Source organism: Agrobacterium sp. 22-226-1, from assembly GCF_053522345.1.
Genome location: NZ_JBNWCP010000001.1, coordinates 512,046 through 526,516 on the forward strand (window position 1 = coordinate 512,046; position 14,471 = coordinate 526,516).

The 14,471-nt window shown below is 60.7% G+C and carries 16 protein-coding genes; 11 read left to right on the forward strand and 5 right to left on the reverse strand.

Annotation, left to right across the window (positions count from 1 at the left end; all coding sequences use genetic code 11):
* Position 1: 1 nt before the first annotated feature.
* The 4 genes from ACQZ5K_RS02525 to ACQZ5K_RS02540 all read right to left on the reverse strand — a co-directional run bounded on the left by ACQZ5K_RS02525 (position 2) and on the right by ACQZ5K_RS02540 (position 3,576).
* Positions 2–535, reverse strand: a complete 534-nt coding sequence (locus tag ACQZ5K_RS02525; RefSeq protein ID WP_448739545.1) for a TRAP transporter small permease subunit — start codon at positions 533–535, stop codon at positions 2–4.
* 81 nt (positions 536–616) lie between these two features.
* Positions 617–1,597, reverse strand: a complete 981-nt coding sequence (locus ACQZ5K_RS02530) for a TRAP transporter substrate-binding protein (RefSeq protein WP_448739546.1) — start codon at positions 1,595–1,597, stop codon at positions 617–619.
* 335 nt (positions 1,598–1,932) lie between these two features.
* Complete coding sequence (locus ACQZ5K_RS02535; RefSeq protein WP_448739547.1) at positions 1,933–2,787, reverse strand: D-amino-acid transaminase; 855 nt, start codon at positions 2,785–2,787, stop codon at positions 1,933–1,935.
* 15 nt (positions 2,788–2,802) lie between these two features.
* On the reverse strand, positions 2,803–3,576 hold the full coding sequence (locus tag ACQZ5K_RS02540; protein WP_196378002.1) for a LamB/YcsF family protein: 774 nt from the start codon (positions 3,574–3,576) through the stop codon (positions 2,803–2,805).
* Positions 3,577–3,750: 174 nt separating this feature from the next.
* Between ACQZ5K_RS02540 and pxpB the strand changes: the two genes are divergently transcribed.
* The 8 genes from pxpB (at position 3,751) to ACQZ5K_RS02580 (ending at position 10,646) form a co-directional block, all read left to right on the forward strand.
* Positions 3,751–4,476, forward strand: coding sequence for a 5-oxoprolinase subunit PxpB (pxpB, locus tag ACQZ5K_RS02545; RefSeq protein ID WP_448739548.1), 726 nt, complete (start codon positions 3,751–3,753; stop codon positions 4,474–4,476).
* Entirely contained in the window at positions 4,473–5,444 is a 972-nt protein-coding gene (locus ACQZ5K_RS02550) for a 5-oxoprolinase subunit C family protein (RefSeq protein WP_004432635.1), read from the forward strand. The genes pxpB and ACQZ5K_RS02550 overlap by 4 nt, the downstream gene beginning before the upstream one ends.
* On the forward strand, positions 5,441–6,085 hold the full coding sequence (locus tag ACQZ5K_RS02555) for a GntR family transcriptional regulator (protein WP_448739549.1): 645 nt from the start codon (positions 5,441–5,443) through the stop codon (positions 6,083–6,085). The genes ACQZ5K_RS02550 and ACQZ5K_RS02555 overlap by 4 nt, the downstream gene beginning before the upstream one ends.
* Positions 6,082–7,029, forward strand: coding sequence for a hydroxyacid dehydrogenase (locus ACQZ5K_RS02560; RefSeq protein WP_448739550.1), 948 nt, complete (start codon positions 6,082–6,084; stop codon positions 7,027–7,029). The genes ACQZ5K_RS02555 and ACQZ5K_RS02560 overlap by 4 nt, the downstream gene beginning before the upstream one ends.
* A complete protein-coding gene (locus tag ACQZ5K_RS02565) occupies positions 7,026–8,267 on the forward strand; it encodes a hydantoinase/carbamoylase family amidase (RefSeq protein ID WP_448739551.1) in 1,242 nt (413 codons plus the stop codon). Before ACQZ5K_RS02560 ends, ACQZ5K_RS02565 begins: the two co-directional genes overlap by 4 nt.
* A gap of 12 nt (positions 8,268–8,279) precedes the next feature.
* Positions 8,280–8,918 (forward strand): GntR family transcriptional regulator, encoded by a 639-nt coding sequence (locus ACQZ5K_RS02570; protein ID WP_448737318.1) that lies wholly within the window; start codon positions 8,280–8,282, stop codon positions 8,916–8,918.
* Positions 8,919–9,018: 100 nt separating this feature from the next.
* Positions 9,019–10,185, forward strand: coding sequence for a M24 family metallopeptidase (locus ACQZ5K_RS02575; RefSeq protein ID WP_448739552.1), 1,167 nt, complete (start codon positions 9,019–9,021; stop codon positions 10,183–10,185).
* A gap of 47 nt (positions 10,186–10,232) precedes the next feature.
* Positions 10,233–10,646, forward strand: a complete 414-nt coding sequence (locus ACQZ5K_RS02580; RefSeq protein ID WP_004432652.1) for a VOC family protein — start codon at positions 10,233–10,235, stop codon at positions 10,644–10,646.
* A gap of 77 nt (positions 10,647–10,723) precedes the next feature.
* On the opposite strand, the gene ACQZ5K_RS02585 is transcribed toward ACQZ5K_RS02580, so the two are convergent.
* A complete protein-coding gene (locus ACQZ5K_RS02585; protein ID WP_448739553.1) occupies positions 10,724–11,902 on the reverse strand; it encodes a M24 family metallopeptidase in 1,179 nt (392 codons plus the stop codon).
* 420 nt (positions 11,903–12,322) lie between these two features.
* Between ACQZ5K_RS02585 and ACQZ5K_RS02590 the strand changes: the two genes are divergently transcribed.
* From ACQZ5K_RS02590 to ACQZ5K_RS02600, 3 genes are read left to right on the forward strand one after another with little or no spacing between them, the layout of a single operon-like run.
* Complete coding sequence (locus ACQZ5K_RS02590) at positions 12,323–12,946, forward strand: DUF1989 domain-containing protein (protein ID WP_448739554.1); 624 nt, start codon at positions 12,323–12,325, stop codon at positions 12,944–12,946.
* Positions 12,943–13,746 (forward strand): amino acid ABC transporter ATP-binding protein, encoded by an 804-nt coding sequence (locus tag ACQZ5K_RS02595; RefSeq protein WP_004432658.1) that lies wholly within the window; start codon positions 12,943–12,945, stop codon positions 13,744–13,746. The genes ACQZ5K_RS02590 and ACQZ5K_RS02595 overlap by 4 nt, the downstream gene beginning before the upstream one ends.
* A gap of 5 nt (positions 13,747–13,751) precedes the next feature.
* Entirely contained in the window at positions 13,752–14,408 is a 657-nt protein-coding gene (locus tag ACQZ5K_RS02600; protein ID WP_142778715.1) for an amino acid ABC transporter permease, read from the forward strand.
* Positions 14,409–14,471 lie beyond the last annotated feature (63 nt).

The following is a 14,471-nucleotide window of genomic DNA, read 5'->3' on the forward strand; positions in this document are numbered from 1 at the left end:
TTTATTCCAGTCCCGGGCCGGTTGAAAGTGTTTCGCCGCGAAGAAGCCGCAGGAACTGCGCCAGCATCTGCAAATTCAGGATGATCGCGCCGATTGCGAGCGCGCTCTGCGGATAGATGAGCGGAATGCGGATGACCGACGAGGAGGTTGAACCGCGCAGCGCGGACAGGACGGCCATGTCCGTCAATGCGACCGAAAGGGCAACGCAGATAACAAGGCCGACAAGGCATGCCACCATATCCAGCCGTCTTGCGCCGGTTGAAGAAAGCGCCTCGCCTATTGCGGTGACGCGGACATGCGAACCGGATTTCAGCGCGCTGGCGCCGGCGAGCATGAAGCTCGTGGCCATCAGGTAAGCGGCGACATCCCAGGCGAATGGCAGGGAGTAGCCGGCAAGGTTTCTGAGAAGGATTTCGCAGGCGATGAGAATGAAAATGCCGAGGAGAGACAGGGCTGCGAGCAGGTTTGCAGCCTCCGTCAACCGGTCGATCGGCGTTATGATGGCAGCGAATGCGGGACTGGCTGGATTTGTCATGATGTTTCTCCGGAGTGCGCAGAAGGAGGCGGACAGCCGGCCGGGATTGCTGGCTGCCCTTTCATTTCCGACGGGAGAAAGTCAGTTACGCGCCTTCAGATAGGCTTCGACATAGGGCGCGGCATCGGGCACGCGCTTGAGAAAATCGTCCCACAACGGCTTGGCGCGCTCGATGAGGGCGGCCTTGAGTTCGGGAGAAGGCGACGTGACGGTAATGCCCTTTTCCTTCAGGGTGGCGAGCTTGGTTTCGTCCTCGGCCCGGCTGACCAGCCAGAATTCGCCTTCGAGTTTCTTCGATGCCTGTTCGATCGCCGCCTGATTTTCTGGCGACAGGGCATTCCAGGCATCGAGATTGACGGTGACGATGTTGGAAGATGCCTGCCAGTTGAAGGTGCTCATGCTTTTCATGAACTCCCAGAAAGCGCCGTCGACGCCGGACGAAGAGGAGGTCGTGACACCGTTGATGGTGCCGGCGGCAAGCGACGGCACGACTTCGCCCCACGGCATCTGAACGGGAAGAGCGCCAAGGGCGTGGAAGAAATTATGGCCGTTCGCATCGACGACGCGGATCTTGAGGCCGTTGACGTCTTCAATTTTTTCGATCTGTTTCGGCGCATAGACGGCCTGTCCCGGCCACGGCACCATGTAAAGCAGCTTCTGGTTCATCGAGGTTGCGACTTCCTCAATCTTGGGGCGGAAGAATTTGTGCAGCAGCGCAAGGTCAGGCATCGTCGGGGCCAGATATGGCAGCGTCTCGACACCCAGTACCGGTGCTTCACCCACCTGCTGGCTCATCAGAATATCGGCGATGGGAACGATGCCGTCGCGCACGGCGGTCATGCCTTCCGGACCCTTGATACCGAGTGACCCGCCGGAATGCACGGTGATGGCGACCTCGCCATTCGTGACGGTCTTTACGGTTTCAGCGAATTTTACCGCGTTCTTGGTGTGAAAATTACCTTCCGGCCAGACGACCGACATGTCCCAGGCCGTTTCGGCGGTCGCGGAGGTTGCAAAGCCGGCAATCGTCAAAGCCAGCCCGGCGAGAACTGCGTTTTTCATGGTTGTGATCCCCTCACTTATTGTTTCCGGCTCACCCTGTCCCTTGGCGACAGGACGGCGCGGTTATTTTCGGTATACAGCACGTACTCCGAATGAGGGGGACTATATGGGCGTTTTTTGAGCGGCGCAATAAGGTGATTAATCTTTGTTCGATTTCGAGCGGATTCCCTTGTCCACCAGCCTTTGTGCCGGGCTGGCGTCAGTGGATTGCATTTCAGGGAAATTATCGAAAAGGCGCGGATCGGCAGGCAGGGAGTTGCCGCTGTGTGCCGAATAAGGGGCCAGGCTTGCGGAGCCGCCGGGGGTGCGGCGGCTCGCTGAATGCGGGCTGAAAATCAGATCGCCGATGCGAGGCGGGTCTTTATGTAAAGCTCACGCAATGTCTTCGAGACCGGGCCTGGCTTGCCGTCACCGATGATGGCTTCGTCGATCTTGACGACCGGCATGGCAAAATTTGTCGCCGATGTGATGAAGGCTTCGGCTGCATCCTTTGCCTCATCCACCGTAAAGGCGCGCTGTTCGACGGCAATTCCGGCGCCCTGCGCAAGATCGAGAATGCTTCCGCGGGTGATACCGTGCAGAAGTGCGTTGGAAAGTTCGCGCGTGACCAGCGTGCCGTCCTTTTTGACGATATGCGCATTGGCGGCGCTGCCTTCGGTCACGAAACCATCCTCCACCAGCCATGCATCGTCCGCACCGCGTTTGAGCGCCTCCATCTTGGCCATCGAGGGATAGAGAAGCTGTACCGTCTTGATGTCGCGCCGCTCCCAGCGCCAGTCCGGCATGGTGGCGATGGCAATGCCGGTTTCCGTGCGCGGATTGTCCAGCACGGGTTTTGCCTGGGTGAACAGGGTTATCGTCGGCGGGGCATTGGCCGGAAAAGCGAAATCGCGATCCGCCACACCGCGGGAGATCTGCAGATAGATCAGGCCTTCGTCCATGTGGTTGAGGCGAACGATTTCACGGTGAACGGCCAGAAGTTCCTCCGCTTCGAGCGGGCAGGTCAAGCCGAGTTCAGCGAGCGAGCGCTGAAGACGGGCGCTGTGGCCGGCATAATCGATCAGCTTCCCGCCGATCACGGCGGTGACTTCATAAATGGCGTCCGCGAACAGAAAGCCGCGGTCGAAAACGGAAACCTTGGCGTCGGCTTCGGCAAGCCAGTCGCCGTTCAGATATACAATGCGTGTCAATGGAACGTCCCCGGATCAGGTGTTTGGTGTGGCGAAAGGAGCAAATTGCAGCCCGTGTCGGGCGAGCGATGAACGAAGGGCGCGCGCCATATCCACGGCGCCGCGCGTATCGCCGTGAACGCAGATGGTGGCGGCTTCCACCGGCAGTTTTTTTCCGCCCGTTGTGGGGATTACGCCGTCGCAGACCATGGACAGAACCTGATCCACACTCTGGTTGGGATCGTGGATCACCGCACCCTGCATCTGCCGGGAGGTGAGCATTCCCGCATCGTCATAGGTGCGGTCGGCATAAACTTCGCAGGCAATGCGCAGCCCCGCTTTTTCGGCGGCCTTCATGGTTTCCGAATAGGGCAGCGTAATAAAGACCAGCGACGGATCCACCGCCTTGATGGCCCGAATGCAGACCTGCGCGAGATCTTGATCGACGGCAGCCATGTTGCCCAGCGCCCCATGGGTTTTGACATGGGTGATGGGCCAGGAAAGCGCAGCCGCCATGCCCTGCATCGCGGCGATCTGGTAGATCAGCTGGGCCTCCACATCCTCGGGGCGTTCGCCGGATATACGGCGGCGGCCGAAGCCGTAAATATCCATGAAAGACGGGTGGGCGCCGACCGCGATGCCCCTTGCCTTGGCGGCAAGAATGGTGTCGCGCATGACAACCGGATCGCCGGCATGAAAACCGCAGGCGATGTTTGCCGTGGTAATCAGCTCCATCATCGCTTCGTCTTCGCCCATGGTCCAGGCCCCGAAGCTTTCTCCCATATCGCAGTTCAGATCGATCGTCGCCATAGCCCCTCTTTCCGGGCGAGACGTTGCCCGGTCTCGTCCAGTTCATACGCGTGATATCAGGCAGCACGCATTCATTGCATCTTTTCATTGACATACAATTGGTATACTGAAATAGCAAGGAAGGATTGGCGGGAGAATCGAATTCGCATGCGTGGACGTGAGGGAGTGTAATCGATGGGCGGCAAATTTCCGCGCATTCTTGCTTGTGGTGACAGCGCCCTGTCCGTTGAACTCGCCGATACCATCGATGAATCGGTGAGCGAGCGCATCATCGCGCTTGCGGCAAATCTCGCTGCAACACCCGTGGAAGGCGTCGAGGAACTGGTGCCGACCTACCGGTCCCTCATGGTCATCTATGATCCGTCCGTCATTCGCGGCCATGCGCTTGACCGGGAGTTGCACCGGCGTCTGATGACGCTGACGGTGAACAGCGTTCCGGCCAGACGTTTCGATGTGCCTGTAGTTTATGGCGGATCGGTCGGGCTCGACCTGCAGGAACTGGCGGACATGAAGGAAATGACGCCTGCCGCCCTGATCGAGCTGCACGCATCCGCTGAATATCGTGTCTATATGATCGGTTTCGCGCCGGGTTTTGCCTATCTCGGCGGCCTGCCCGAACAATTGCATACGCCGCGCCTTGCCACGCCGCGCCAGCGGATCGAGGCAAGTGCGATTGGAATCGGCGGCAAGCAGGCAAGCATCAATTCCGTGCCGGGGCCAAGCGGATGGCGCTTCATCGGCCGCACGCCGCTTCGGCTTTTCGACCCGCATCGCCCGGAGCCGTTTCTGTTGCAGGCCGGAGACCGGGTCCGTTTTCGGCCGGTGAGCGAAGACGAGGCCGCAGAGCTCGACCGGGCGGTCGCCGCCGGCCAGCCCGTCATGGAGGCGCAGCTTTCATGAGTTTTCTCGTCATCCAGCAGATAGGGCCGATGGCCACCGTTCAGGATCTCGGCCGCAGGGGATTGAGCCACGCCGGTGTTTCCGGTTCAGGCCCGATGGATATGCCTTCTTTTCGTATTGCGAACGCGCTGGTCGGCAATGTCGAAAACAGCGCGGCAATAGAATTCGGCGGCACCGGGGGCAGCTTTTCCGTTTTGCGGCCGGCACGCATCGCCGTGACAGGAGGCGCCGTCGATATCCGTCTCGGCAAACGAAAGCTGTCGCCATGGGAGAGCTATACTATTTTGCCGGATGACGTGCTTTCTATCGGCGCCCTGCGCGATTGCGTCTGGGGCTATCTCGCCGTCTCCGGCGGCGTGGATACCGTGCCTGTGCTCGGTTCGCGTGCCACCCATGTTCGAACGGGTCTCGGCGGTTACGAAGGGCGTCGTTTGCAGGCGGGTGACCGCCTGCCGCTCGGCCGGGATAATCCCGGCGCCAATCTGGCGCTCCGGCAACTCTGGCGGCGGTCCGGCGGTCCCGTCCGAATTGTTCCCGGCCCACAGGACGACTATTTCTCTGCCGAAACCCAGCGGGCTTTCCTGAAAGCCTCCTTCATCGTTTCTCCCGCCCGGGATCGCATGGCGCAGATGCTGGACGGACACGCCGTTCATGCCGAAGGCGGGCACGATATCGTCTCCGACGGAACCTGCGCGGGATCGATACAGGTCCCGGCGTCGGGACGGCCCATCGTGCTGATGGCGGAGCGCCAGACGACAGGCGGCTATCCGAAAATCGCAACGGTCGCCACCGTCGATCTGCCCCGGCTTGCGCAGGTTCCGAGCGGCCGACATGTCTCTTTCGCGGCCATTTCACGGGAAAAAGCCGAAGAGCTTCTGATTGCGGAACGCACGGCCTTGCGCGAACGCCTGGCAAATCTGGTAGAAAAGCCGGAAACGGATGATGTTTCAGGAGGTATGCCATCATGAATCAGCCGCTCGCCAAGCAGGCTTATGGGAAGATCATCGAAATGATCCTGTCCGGTGCGCTGACGCCGGGTGACGCTTTGCAGGAAGCGAAACTGGGTGATCTGCTGGACATGTCCCGGACGCCCGTGCGTGAGGCGATCAAGCGGATCGAGGCCGAGGGTCTCGCCACGCAGGAAGGACGATTTCTCAAGATCCGCCGGCTGAAGGCGGAAGAGGTCGAAGAGATTTTCTTCCTTCGTCAGGTGCTGGAGACCCATTGCGCCAGACAGGCGACGATGGCCCGGCCGGAGCTTGGCGAGCTGGAAGCCCGGATACGACATTTGCAACAGCATGGCCCCGGCGAGGACGACGAGCAGCGCCGCGTGGACGATGCTTTCCACCGGACGCTTGCCCTTTCCACGGGCAGCGAGATGATGGTGAGCACGATCGAGGATTTGCGGCGCCGTACCTGCATGTTCGACCATGCCCAGGTGCCGGATCGTTTTCTGAAAAGCTGCGACGAACATCTGGAGATGATTGCCGCCCTGCGCGCCGGCGACGGGGAACGGGCAGGCTCGCTCATGGCCCGCCATATCGTTCACGCCCGCGACGCCATTCTTGAAAAACTGGAACAATTTCCCGAAAGGAACAGGGACGCATGAAATGCCTTATTGTCCAGCCTATTCATGCCGATGGTCTCGCCCTTCTGCGTGAGGCGGGGGTTGAACCGGTTTTGTGTCCGAAACCGGACATGGCGACCGTGGCCGCAATGATCAAGGGTTGCGATGCCGTCATCACGCGCGATGCTGGCCTGTCCGCATCGGCCATCGAGGCCGGCGACAGGCTGCGGGTCATCGCCGTTCACGGCACGGGTCATGACGCTGTCGACAAGGAAGCGGCGACGGCGAAGGGTGTTCTGGTCTGCAACACCCCCGGCGCCAATGCCCGCTCGGTTTCCGAGCTGGCGCTCGGTCTGGCACTGGCCGCCGCAAGACGTATTCCTGCTGCCGACCGCAGCGAAAGGGCCGGGGTCCATGGCTTTCGCGAGACGGAGAGTTTTTCCGAATTGTCCGGCAAGACGGCCCTTATCGTCGGCTGGGGGGCGATTGGCGCCGGGCTCGGCCGGATGCTGAAGGCCGCTCTGGATATGCGGGTGCTGGTCTATTCGCCGCGGGTGGCCGATCTCGATGGCTTCGAACGGGCTGACAGCTTTGAAGACGGGCTGAGGCAGGCCGATCTGATTTCCCTTCATACGCCGCTCCGTGCGGAAACGCGCGGCCTGTTCGGAGAACTGGCCATTTCAGCGGTGAAACCGGGCGCGATACTAATCAACACGGCACGGGCGGGACTGGTGGATGAGGCGGCCCTTGCCCGCGCCATCGAAACCGGACGCATAGCCGCAGCCGGGCTGGATGTTTATTCGCCTGGTGCGCCGACAGGCCCTCTGGCCGCCGGCGGCCGGGTGATTTTCACACCGCATCTCGGCGGCACGACGCTGGAAGCGCTTCGCCGCGTGGCTCTCGGCTCTGCAAGGCATGTTTTGACGGGGCTTGCGGGCGAACGCCCGGTCACCGCGCTCAATGCGCCGCAGGAGATGATGGCATGACGCAAACCGTGATCACAGAGACGGTCAACCGTCTGCTGGACCGCATCAATGCCATTTCAGCGGAAGGCCCCGGTTTTACCCGGCCTTCCTACAGTGCGCTGGAAAGCGAAGCGCATCAGGTGATTGCCGAAGAATGTGAAGTCCTTGGCCTCACTGTGACGCGGGATGCCGCACTGAACCTGTTTGCCCGGCTGCCCGGCAGAGACCGGCAGGCCACGCCGCTTTATATCGGCTCGCATCTCGATACCGTGCCGATGGGCGGTGCCTATGATGGCACGGCGGGTGTGGTGGGCGCCATGGCACTCGTCACTGCATTCGTGAAAAGCGGGCAGGCCCCACCGGCAGATATTGTCGTGACGGTGACGAGAGCGGAGGAGAGCGTCTGGTTTCCAGTCTCCTATATCGGGTCGCGTGCGGCGCTTGGCCTGCTCACGGCGCCGGAAATGCAGGCGCGCCGCGCCGACAGCGGCAGAACACTCGCCGAGCACATGAAGGAACTCGGGGGCGACCCGGACGCCGTCCTGCGTGGGCCGGGACTGCCGCCGGCGCGTTTCGTGGAATTGCATATCGAGCAGGGGCCGGTGCTCGACAACGCCGGTGAGGCTTTCGGCGTCGTCGATGGTGTGCGCGGCGGCCTGCGTTACCGTGAAGCGCGGATTGAAGGGGTCTGGGCCCATTCGGGCGGCGCGCCGCGCGATGCCCGCTCGGATGCCGTTTTTGCCTTGGCGGATATCATCGTCGCCATGGACAGGGCCTGGGAAGGAATTCTGGCGGAAGGGCACGATCTTGCCGTTACCTTCGGCCGGGTGGATGCGGCAAGCAGTGAACATGCTTTCGCCAAGGTTCCGGGCCGGGTGGATTTCTGTATCGATATCCGCAGCGCCGACGACGCGGTGCTGGACCGGGCGGATGGAATTTTCCGACAGGAAATCGAGAAGATCGAAAAACGAAGGGGCGTGCGCGTCGTCACCGGCGTCCAGTCCCGCAGCAAGCCCACCCGTCTGTCCTCCGCGCTTGGCCGGCAGATAGTCGCTGCGGCCGAACGGACCGGCATCTCGCCCCGGCAGATGTTATCGGGCGGCGGGCATGATGCGGCGGCATTTGCCCAGGCGGGATGGGAATCGGTGATGGTCTTTCTGCGGAACTGGAACGGCAGCCATAACCCGGATGAGGCCATGGATCCGGCCGATCTGGCGCATGCCGTTGATATTCTGCGACAGACCTGGTCGGCTCGGTAAAGGGGAGAGAGCATGAGCGAAAAGGAAACTTTGACCCAGCAGGCCTATACGGATGTCAAACAACGCATTCTGGAGGGGAAGTTCAAAGCCGGTGACGTTCTGACGGAGAGAGCCCTGGCGCTCGAATCCGGCATTTCCCGCACGCCGCTGAGGGCGGCAATCTCCCGGCTTGAAAAAGAGGGCGTGATTTCGCGGCTTGCCAATGGCGCATTGATGGTTCGGCCCGTCACGGTGGAGCAGCTGCTGGAAATCGTGCAGATACGGCGCTTGCTGGAGAGTGCTGCGGCGGCACGCGCCGCTGAGCATCCCTTTCCCGAGGCGCTCGAACATTCGCGGCAAATCATGCAGGCTTATGCGGATGGCAGGAACGTGGCCTTCGATCAGTTCTGGCTGGACGACGACCAGTTTCACGAGGCCGTGGCCGCTGCCGCCGGGCTTGAGCTTTTGCCTGCCATGCTGACCGAAATGCGCAGTATCGCCCGACGCTGCACCATCACCCGCACGCATGACCGTTTTGCCGAACAGGCACGCGAACATATTGCGGTTATCGACGCCATCGAGGCGCAGGATCCGCAGAAGGCTTCCGCCGCCATGGAGGCGCATTTCGAAAGCGTGAAAAGCCGTTTTCTGGGGTGGCTGAGCCGCCCCTGAAACCGGCAGCCGCCAGCGCTTTTTCTTTCTTCATTCCGGTCTTGAGACGCTTTTGCCGGCTTCTCATGCAAAAGCCGAGCACGATGATATGGACAGTTTCATGCAGGAATTCGCCGATTTGCAGGGGTGCGACGCCTCTTTCCCCAGAGAGGAGTTCGCCGCGAGGCAAGATCGTGCGCGCGCCGCCATCCGCAATGCGGGTCATGAAGCGCTCGTCGTCACCGGTCCTGAAAACATCTACTGGCTGACCGGGCGGCAGACGGCCGGATACTTCGCTTTCCAGGCATTGATCATGCCGGTGAATGGACCGCCGACGCTTCTCGTCCGGCAGCTGGAACTGGCAGGATCCATCGCCAATACCTGGCTGGACGACGTCGTCGCCTATCAGGATGGCGGAAACCCGGCGGTCGCCCTGGTCGATCTCTTGAAAAAGCGGCATATCGAGCGGCCGGCCATAGAACTGGACGGCTGGTTTGTTTCTCCGGTACTTGCCGCAAAAATCGCGGAGCAGATGGGTGTTGCGTCCATCCCGGACGGTTCCTCCATTCTTTCGCCGCTGCGGACGATAAAGTCCGCAGCCGAGCTGGAGGCCATTCGGCTGGCGGCGGGTTACACCGAGGCGGGGCTTTCGGCCGGCATTGCCGCCTGCGCTGCCGGAACCGACGAAAACGCGATAGCCGCCGCCATGCTGGATGCTGCCACAAGGGCGGGCTCGGAGGTCATGGCCATGGAACCGCTCGTATCTTCCGGGCCGCGCAGCGGTTTGCCCCACATGACCTGGAGACGCCGCAAGCTTGAGAATGGCGATGCGGTTTTTCTGGAACTCGCCGCCTGCCATGCGCGCTATCACGCCGCGCTGATGCGTACCGTGTGGATCGGTTCTCCGCCCGCCGAAGCCCGGCGGATGATGGATTGCGCGTTGAAAGCCCTCGATGCGGCGCTGGCCGCCATTCGGCCCGGTGTTTCGTGTGCCGGACCCCATGAGGCCGCGCAACGTGTGATCGACGCGGCAGGTTACAATGCCGCCTTCCGCAAACGCATCGGTTATTCCATGGGAACCGCTTTCGCGCCGGACTGGGGCGAAGGTGCGCTGTTGAGCCTGTTTACCGGCGTCGACAGGATAATCGAACCCGGCATGGTGTTCCACCTGCCAGCCACCCTGCGCAGCTATGGCGTGTGGACGGTTGGCGCATCCGAAACGGTCATCGTGACAGAGACGGGGGCCGAACCTCTCTCCAGCCTGCCGCGTGACCTGACCATCCGCTGATGGCCCGATAGCGGCCATTTCCCTTTAAAAATTGAAAGGAGTCCGAAATGCGTTCACTTTTTCACCTTGCCTATCACGTCACCGACCTTGACGAAACGCGTCGCTTCTATGGTGGCGTTCTCGGCTGCGAGGAAGGCCGTTCCACCGATACCTGGGTGGATTTCGACTTTTTCGGCCACCAGATATCGATGCATCTGGGCAAACCGTTCGAGGTTACCCGGACCGGCAAGGTCGGCAATCACATGGTGATGATGCCGCATCTCGGTGTGGTCCTGCCTCTCGATGACTGGTTCGCGCTTTCCAAGCGTCTGGAAGATGCCGGCGTGGCCTTCGATATTCCGCCGGTCGTCCGCTTTGAAGGAGAGCCGGGGGAGCAGCGCACCATGTTCTTCTTCGATCCGAGCGGCAATCCGATCGAGGTGAAGGGTTTTAAGGATTTCGACGGCGTTTTCGCCCACTAAAATAGAAAACAAGGGGCGGCTGTTGGCCGCCCCGATGGACTCGGGAGCCGCGTGCCGGCCGTCGCCTTGCCGGAAAATTACCACCAGTGGCTGGGCGAACGGGTCAGAAGCTCGTTGCCGTCGCGCCCGACGATGATGATATCCTCATAAAAAGCCGCGCCGACACCGTCGAGCGAAAGGAAGGATTCGATACCGAACACCATGTTTTCCTCGGCAATATCTTCAGGCTGCGACATGCTGGTTGAAATTCTCGGCTGTTCGAAGCCGAGACCGATGCTGTGACCATAGAATGGGAAGTTCTTCATGATGGCGGATACCGAGCCGCCAAAGGCCTGCGTCAGACGGTCGCCTTCAGCGGCAATATCGATGAGCTTCACGCCCGGCCGCATCATGTCGGAAAGACGATGAACGATATTGGCCGCAGCTTCGATCAGCCGTCGCTGGTCCGCTGTCGGTTTGCCGCATATGCCGGTGCGGCCGGGATCGAGATAATAGCCCTGAAAAAATGCCGCATGGATGGTGCCGGTGACGATGTCGCCGGGCTTTGGTGTGTCCGCGCTATAGCCGGTCAGGGGAAAACGCTGGTCGAAACCCAGCGTTTCGCCATGGTTGCAGCCGATCATCTGCAGCCGGCCGCCGCGCCGCACCACTTCACGGGCCGCCTCTCCCGCCGCTTCCTGCTCTGAAAGGCCGCCGGTCAGGCCTTCCATCAACCTGTTCAGGCCGGCCGTCGCGCCTTCGCCGGCAACGCGATAGCACTCCAGTTCCTTCAGGCTTTTGATGCGCCGGACGGAGCGGATCAGATCGTCTTCGGCTACCCACTCAATGTCTGGAGCGTCCTGAAGCAATTGCTGGTAATATTTAACGGGGATGAACTGCGTGCCGACGATCGCGACACGCCCTTTGATACCCCTTTCGACCAGGGCTTTCGCCACGCTTCGAAAAGGATGGCTGGAACAATGGGTATCGCGGATCGAGACGAGGTCGGTGCGCACTTCCGGTTCATCGATGTGAAGCTGCGGCTCGCGGCCCTGCTGTAGAATGATCCCGGAAAAGGACCGGGCGGTCCATATCAGGGAATCCATGCCGCCGCTGATGGCGTAGTGGTTGGAAAGATAGAGTATGTCACCGCAATTGTCCGTGGTGCCGCCGCCCCGGCCGAAGACCACCGCTGTTTCATAGCCACGGCGCTGCATTTCCCGCAAAACCCGCTGCCAGCGGCTTTCATATTCCTCGATCGCAAAATACCGGATCACGCGTTCCACTCCATTCAATCTGCTGTTTGGCCGGGCGATCTTCGCGCGCCGATCCATCGGGACCTGCGGCAAACTCGGGCAGCATTTCCCTCAATGCGCGGTCCTCCCGGAGAAGCCCGCATTCACGGATTTACGACCGGAAGACTGTCGGGTCGAATTTTTAGGTACACCAAACGTATCCCGTGATTGATGGCAGTGCAAGCGAATGATGCGGGAGGCATAAATGATGCAATTTTGTGCATTTTACTGCTCGTTTTATGGCTGTTTAGCCTAATAAATTTGCTATAAATAGTTGAAAATCTTTATTGAATTCCGTTGGTATACTGAATATAAATTGGTTCGACCGAGCGGTATCGATCCGGGTCTATCGCCTGCTTGCCGCCGTCTCACCGGTTTCAGCATTCCTTCCAACGGTGTCCGATGACTGAAAATGTGCAGAATTTATTGGCAGGTCATGGCGCAGCCTATCGCATGCTGGCCGGCGAGATCGCCATCGTTACGAATTCCCACGGAAATCAGGTCGTGGATGCGTGGGCTGTTGCGGCAGCCGATCCATCCGAGATCAGCTCGATGGATCATACGCGCTCGGTAAACAGCAATATCTTCATCGAGCGCGGCATGGGTGTCTTCAGCAACCGCAGAAGAGCCATGATGACGCTGGTGAGCGACAGTGCCGCCCTGCGGCATGATACGCTGCTCTGCCCATGCAATGCGGATCTTTACCGGCAACTGGGATGCGAGGGTTTTCATCGCAGCTGTTCCGGAAATTTCCATGAGGCGCTGGCGGAGAAGGGTCTTGCCGTCGCCCAGACGCCGGCATCTCTCAACCTTTTCATGAATGTGGCGGTGAACGCCGATGGCAGTCTCGACCGACGCCCGCCGGCGTCCGCTGCGGGTGACCATGTGGCGTTGAGGGCCGAGATGGATCTGCTGCTCGTGCTGTCCGCCTGTCCGCAGGACATTACCGAGATCAACGGTGTGGACCGCACACCGAGGAATGTCGCGGTGCAGATCGTCGATGAGTACAAGGAGACGACCCCATGACCGGACCCGTTTTGAACCTGCGGGATATCCGCAAGAGCTTCGGGGAAAACGAGGTTCTGAAAGGCGTCTCGCTCAGTGTCGAACCGGGTGAGGTCGTATCCATCATCGGCGCGAGCGGTTCGGGCAAGAGCACCTTCCTGCGTTCGATAAACGGTCTGGAAATGCCTCAGTCGGGTTATCTCGAATTCGAGAACCTGTCTTTCGATTTTCGGCCGGAATCGCGATTTTTCCCGACGCCCTCGCAGCTGCAGGCCCTGCGCGCCCGCGTCGGCATGGTGTTTCAGAGCTACAATCTCTGGCCGCATATGACGGTTCTGGAAAATGTCATCCATGCTCCGGTCCGGCTGCTGAAACGACCCAAAAACCAGGCTGTCGAAGAGGCGGAGGCTCTGCTTTCCCGCATCGGCCTTTATGAGAAACGCCACAGCTATCCGGCACGCCTGTCCGGCGGCCAGCAGCAGCGCGTCGCCATCGCCCGGGCGCTCGCCATGAAACCGCGCCTGATGCTTTTCGATGAGGTGACCTCCGCGCTCGATCCCGAACTTGTCCATGAGGTGCTGGTGCTGATGGCTTCGCTGGCCGCGGACGGCATGACCATGCTGCTGGTGACCCATGAAATTGCCTTTGCCCGCGACGTTTCATCACGTGTGCTCTTTTTCGACAAGGGCGTCATCGCTGAAACCGGCGCACCCGACATTCTTCGCAATCCGCAGAGCGATCGCCTGCGGCAATTTCTTCACCGCATTTTGCATGACCAGCTTGCCCCCAGCGGCGCAGCAGATGGCGCCGGGGGAGCGTGACGACGATGGCGAATTTTATTGACGAAGTGCAGCTTTACGGTCCGGGCTTTCTGCTGGCTGCCTGGACGGTGTTCTGGCTGACGATCCTGACCATTATCGTCAGCTGGGGCTGCGGCCTGCTTGCGGCGCTCAGTCATCGTTCGCCCTGGCGCGCGGTGCGTGCCGCCTCCGCCTTCTACGTCTGGTTCGTTCGCGGCACGCCAACCCTGATCCAGGTCTTCATCATCTATTTCGGCCTGCCGCAATTCGGCGTGAAGCTCTCGCCCTTCACCGCCGGCGTGCTGGCGCTCGGCGTCAACAGCGGCGCCTATGTCGCGGAAATCATCCGGGGAGGCCTGTCCGCCATCCCGCGCGGGCAGACGGAATCGGCTCTGGCGCTGGGGTTCAGCCCGGCGGAAACCATGCGCAGCATTATCCTGCCGCAGGTATTCCGCATCATCCTGCCTTCGGTCACGAATGAAGCCATTTCGACGTTGAAGAATACATCGCTGCTATCGACGATCACCGTCGTGGAGCTGACGCTTTATGCCCAGACGCTGATTGCCGCAACATTCAGGCCTTTCGAGTTCTACATCGCCGTGGCCGTCATCTATCTCCTGCTTACGACGGTGCTGACACAGCTCGCAGCCTTGCTGGAACGCCGTTATGCCCTTTCAAGCTGAGGCCCCGACGGTTCTCAGCAATGCCTGAAATATCCGGCGGAGCGATCCGCAGGATCGACTGCG

Coding starts and splice junctions, on each gene's coding strand:
- ACQZ5K_RS02525 (WP_448739545.1), bottom strand. CDS start 535: ATGACAAATCCAGCCAGTCCCGCATTCGCTGCCATCATAACGCCGATC.
- ACQZ5K_RS02530 (WP_448739546.1), bottom strand. CDS start 1,597: ATGAAAAACGCAGTTCTCGCCGGGCTGGCTTTGACGATTGCCGGCTTT.
- ACQZ5K_RS02540 (WP_196378002.1), bottom strand. CDS start 3,576: ATGGCGACGATCGATCTGAACTGCGATATGGGAGAAAGCTTCGGGGCC.
- pxpB (WP_448739548.1), top strand. CDS start 3,751: ATGGGCGGCAAATTTCCGCGCATTCTTGCTTGTGGTGACAGCGCCCTG.
- ACQZ5K_RS02550 (WP_004432635.1), top strand. CDS start 4,473: ATGAGTTTTCTCGTCATCCAGCAGATAGGGCCGATGGCCACCGTTCAG.
- ACQZ5K_RS02555 (WP_448739549.1), top strand. CDS start 5,441: ATGAATCAGCCGCTCGCCAAGCAGGCTTATGGGAAGATCATCGAAATG.
- ACQZ5K_RS02560 (WP_448739550.1), top strand. CDS start 6,082: ATGAAATGCCTTATTGTCCAGCCTATTCATGCCGATGGTCTCGCCCTT.
- ACQZ5K_RS02565 (WP_448739551.1), top strand. CDS start 7,026: ATGACGCAAACCGTGATCACAGAGACGGTCAACCGTCTGCTGGACCGC.
- ACQZ5K_RS02570 (WP_448737318.1), top strand. CDS start 8,280: ATGAGCGAAAAGGAAACTTTGACCCAGCAGGCCTATACGGATGTCAAA.
- ACQZ5K_RS02575 (WP_448739552.1), top strand. CDS start 9,019: ATGCAGGAATTCGCCGATTTGCAGGGGTGCGACGCCTCTTTCCCCAGA.
- ACQZ5K_RS02580 (WP_004432652.1), top strand. CDS start 10,233: ATGCGTTCACTTTTTCACCTTGCCTATCACGTCACCGACCTTGACGAA.
- ACQZ5K_RS02590 (WP_448739554.1), top strand. CDS start 12,323: ATGACTGAAAATGTGCAGAATTTATTGGCAGGTCATGGCGCAGCCTAT.
- ACQZ5K_RS02595 (WP_004432658.1), top strand. CDS start 12,943: ATGACCGGACCCGTTTTGAACCTGCGGGATATCCGCAAGAGCTTCGGG.
- ACQZ5K_RS02600 (WP_142778715.1), top strand. CDS start 13,752: ATGGCGAATTTTATTGACGAAGTGCAGCTTTACGGTCCGGGCTTTCTG.